Genomic DNA, 3,265 nt, shown 5'->3' with positions numbered 1-3,265 from the left:
TTCACTAATTCGCGGTCGATAAGAGATAAAATCTGACTAAAAACCTTTAACTTTATCCTGGCGGTGGGTTATAATTTTGCAATTTAAATATAGCAACTTTGCTATATCCAAACACCGCCACTTTTTAAACGTTTAGGACGCAAGTGATGTAAAATATTACTTTTTTTAACCGTTTATGTCAATGCTGCTATAATATATGATTTTTCAGATTCCCTTTTTCCGCTTATGGTTACGACAACAATCTCTGTTCGGGAGAAATGGAAGCAATCAGCAAAAGCGGCGCTACATTCTTGGCTAAGATGAGTCGATGATGAAGTCGAGACATAAAAAAATACCGAAGCAATATACACTTCGGTATTTTTCGTGAAAAAGAAAAATTACTATTTCAATCTTAGAGGGTTTTGCTATCGCGCAGCATTTTAATGATATTATGCGCTTCAAGCTGTTTGCTGAGCTGTGTATTGATTAAGCTATGCACATTTTGCGAAAGTTCTTCCGATCCTTCAGCCAAAGCTGTTTGATAAGTTGATTTGAAGGCATCTTCTCCCTGCTCACAGGTTTCGAGCAGGCTTCTTTCGTCATCTCCCGTAATATTCACTTTTATCCCCATCCAGGCGCGGAAAAGCTTGCCGCTCAGCATGGTGCTATCCGTCGCCTCTTTGCCTTCAAGCTCAACATAAGGTGTCAACTCGGCAATAAATTCTTCCGATTGTCCGATAAATTTTTGAAATGTTGGTATAAGTTTATCTAAACCATGACTTGTCGCCAGATCAATAGCTTTTTTATAACCCTCGATGCGGTCGTTGTTGATCTTAATAATGTCATTGATGATCTCCGGATTGTTGATGTTGTTTTCCATAATATTGTTATTTGTTATCATTTTGTTTATTCGAAAAACAGCAGGTACCTGATGATCGTTTGCAGAATCCGAGATTCAGGTATTTAAATCGTGGCCCGTATTTATCCCGTTTTTTATTGTCCGGGAATAAATGGGCCTAAAACTTTCTGCAATTTACCCTTGTTCTTAGAACCGAATACTGTCCTTTAGGCAGCGCAACGAAAACTATGCAACAAAACATTCATGTAGCCATTATCGGGGGTGGACCCAGTGGCCTGTTTATGTACAAGAGATTGGTCGAAAAGAATATAGCCGGTCTCAAAGTATCTATTTTCGAGTCCCGAAAGCAATTGGGGGCAGGGATGCCTTATAGCTACGAAGGTGCTACATCGGAGCATCTAACTAATGTCTCGGATCATGAAATTCCCGCACTGGTCTCCACGATTGAGGATTATGTTCAATCCTTATCGGAAACCACGCTTCGAAGCTATGGAATCGATGTTGACGATTTTAATTGCTACAAGGTGGTGCCACGATTGCTCCTTGGCCGCTACCTTTCGGAGCAGTTTATGCTATTGAAACGGATGGCGGATGAAAAGGGGATAGAAACACAGATTCATCTCGGCAGCCAGGTCAGTGATATCATTGATCTGGAAAGCCAGACGCAGGTTAAAATCATGGTCGGCAGCATCGATACTTATATCGTAGACAAGGTTATCATCTGTACCGGACATAAATGGCCAACCAGGTATGAGGGCAATGTAGAGCATTATTTTGAATCACCCTATCCGCCGTCAAAGCTCGCCTTAAAAACAGACCATGCAGTAGGGTTACGTGGCGCTTCGCTCACGGCAATCGATGCTATCCGCACAATAGCACGTCATAATGGGTCTTTTGAGGCGCTGGAGACAGGTGAGTTAAGATATCAGATCGACCCGGGAAGTGAAAATTTTAAGTTATTGATGCATACACGCAGTGGTCTACTGCCTGCGATCCGATTCCATCAGGAAGAACCTTTCCTAGCAAACAAGCTCTTGATCTCCGAAGAGGAACTCATGCTTAACAGACTTGAAAATGAAGGTTTCGTGTCGTTGGATTTTCTGTTCGATCGTAATTTTAAAGCGCAGTTTAAAGAAAAGGATCCCGACTTTTATGCGATCGTGGAAAAGCTCAGCCTGGAAGACTTTGTAGAAGCAGTACTCAGTTTAAGGGAACAGAAAGATGCCTTCGAGGGATTTCGCCAGGAGCACGAACAAGCGCTGAAATCTATCAGAAGGCGTCAGTCTATCTATTGGAAAGAAGTGCTTTCTGCCTTGAGCTTTACCCTGAATTACCCGGCCAAATATATGTCTGCCGAAGATATGCTGCGTTTAAAAAAAGTACTGATGCCGTTGATTTCCATTGTCATCGCTTTTGTGCCGCAGAGTTCCAGTCGTGAGCTCCTCGCACTACACGATGCTGGTCGGCTGGAAGTGGTCAATGTGGGTACGGACAGTCGGGTTGAACCGGCGAGCGACCGCGGCGCTAACTATTTTTATACCGATGAATCTGGGATAGAAGTAAAAACCCATTATAAGACATTTGTGGATTGTGTAGGACAGCGCCCCTTGAACTTTGAAGAATTTCCTTTCAAGAGTTTAGTCGACAATGGCAATGTCAGTCCAGCTTACCTGCGATTTCGTTCAGTGGAACAGGCCAAAGAACAAATGCTGGCAGGCAACGACCATATGTTTGTAGCTCCGGATGGTGCCATTTTTTTGCAGGTGCCCGGGGTAAAGATAGACGACAGCTTCCGGCTGGTAGATCACAACAGTAACGCCAGTCAACGTCTTTTCATGATGGCTGTACCTTACATGGGCGGCTATAATCCGGATTATTCGGGCCTAGATTTTTGCGCCGCTACCTCGGCTATCATTGCCAGCAAGATTGCTGAAGGGGGATAAATACGTAAGTTTTTGTTAAAATACGGTAAGATGGTTGGGGCCGGGCGACACGGGATTTAATTTAAGCTCCCTATTGCTATATTTGGCGGCCATCTAGACCATCAGTTGGCATTGTCTTAACTCAATTGTTGAAAAGCATGCCTAAAACTATTTTAAGAAACCTGCAGGTAGGTTTTGGAATTTCACTGTTGATCCTGTTAGCGAGTTCAACGGCTTCTTATGTGAGTATCCGTAAGCAGATCCACAATAGTGCGATGGTCGATCACAGTCGCCGTGTCATGAGCCGTGTCAATAAAATTCTACAGGATTTGCAGAATGCAGAAACGGGCCAGCGTGGGTACTTGCTGACGGGGATGGAAAAGTTTCTCGATCCCTACAAAAATGGTCTTCAGTCTTTGCCTCAATCGCTGAGCCGCGCACACGATCTTACGGCTGATAATCCAGCGCAGCAGCAGGTGATTGATACCCTGTCAACACTTGTTCA

3 protein-coding genes are annotated in these 3,265 nt (G+C 43.7%); 2 read left to right on the top strand and 1 reads right to left on the bottom strand.

Annotated features, from left to right (window positions below):
• Window positions 1-391: 391 nt before the first annotated feature.
• Window positions 392-859: a PA2169 family four-helix-bundle protein gene (locus B2X72_RS05755; RefSeq protein WP_075994905.1), complete on the bottom strand. Its 468-nt coding sequence runs from the start codon at window positions 857-859 to the stop codon at window positions 392-394.
• A gap of 206 nt (window positions 860-1,065) precedes the next feature.
• Between B2X72_RS05755 and B2X72_RS05750 the strand changes: the two genes are divergently transcribed.
• Together B2X72_RS05750 and B2X72_RS05745 are read left to right on the top strand one after the other, a co-directional pair.
• On the top strand, window positions 1,066-2,781 hold the full coding sequence (locus B2X72_RS05750) for an FAD/NAD(P)-binding protein (protein WP_286848521.1): 1,716 nt from the start codon (window positions 1,066-1,068) through the stop codon (window positions 2,779-2,781).
• A gap of 137 nt (window positions 2,782-2,918) precedes the next feature.
• The coding region (locus tag B2X72_RS05745) for a CHASE3 domain-containing protein (protein ID WP_286848518.1) at window positions 2,919-3,265 on the top strand (347 nt) is incomplete at its 3' end.

This window comes from Sphingobacterium sp. UBA7253 (assembly GCF_002472745.1).
Taxonomy (GTDB): Bacteria; Bacteroidota; Bacteroidia; order Sphingobacteriales; family Sphingobacteriaceae; genus Sphingobacterium; species Sphingobacterium siyangense.
This window is presented reverse-complemented; position numbering and strand designations above follow the sequence as displayed.

Bases quoted from the DNA above. Each gene is read 5' to 3' on its own strand.
- B2X72_RS05755 (WP_075994905.1), bottom strand. From the start codon at position 859: ATGGAAAACAACATCAACAATCCGGAGATCATCAATGACATTATTAAG.
- B2X72_RS05750 (WP_286848521.1), top strand. From the start codon at position 1,066: ATGCAACAAAACATTCATGTAGCCATTATCGGGGGTGGACCCAGTGGC.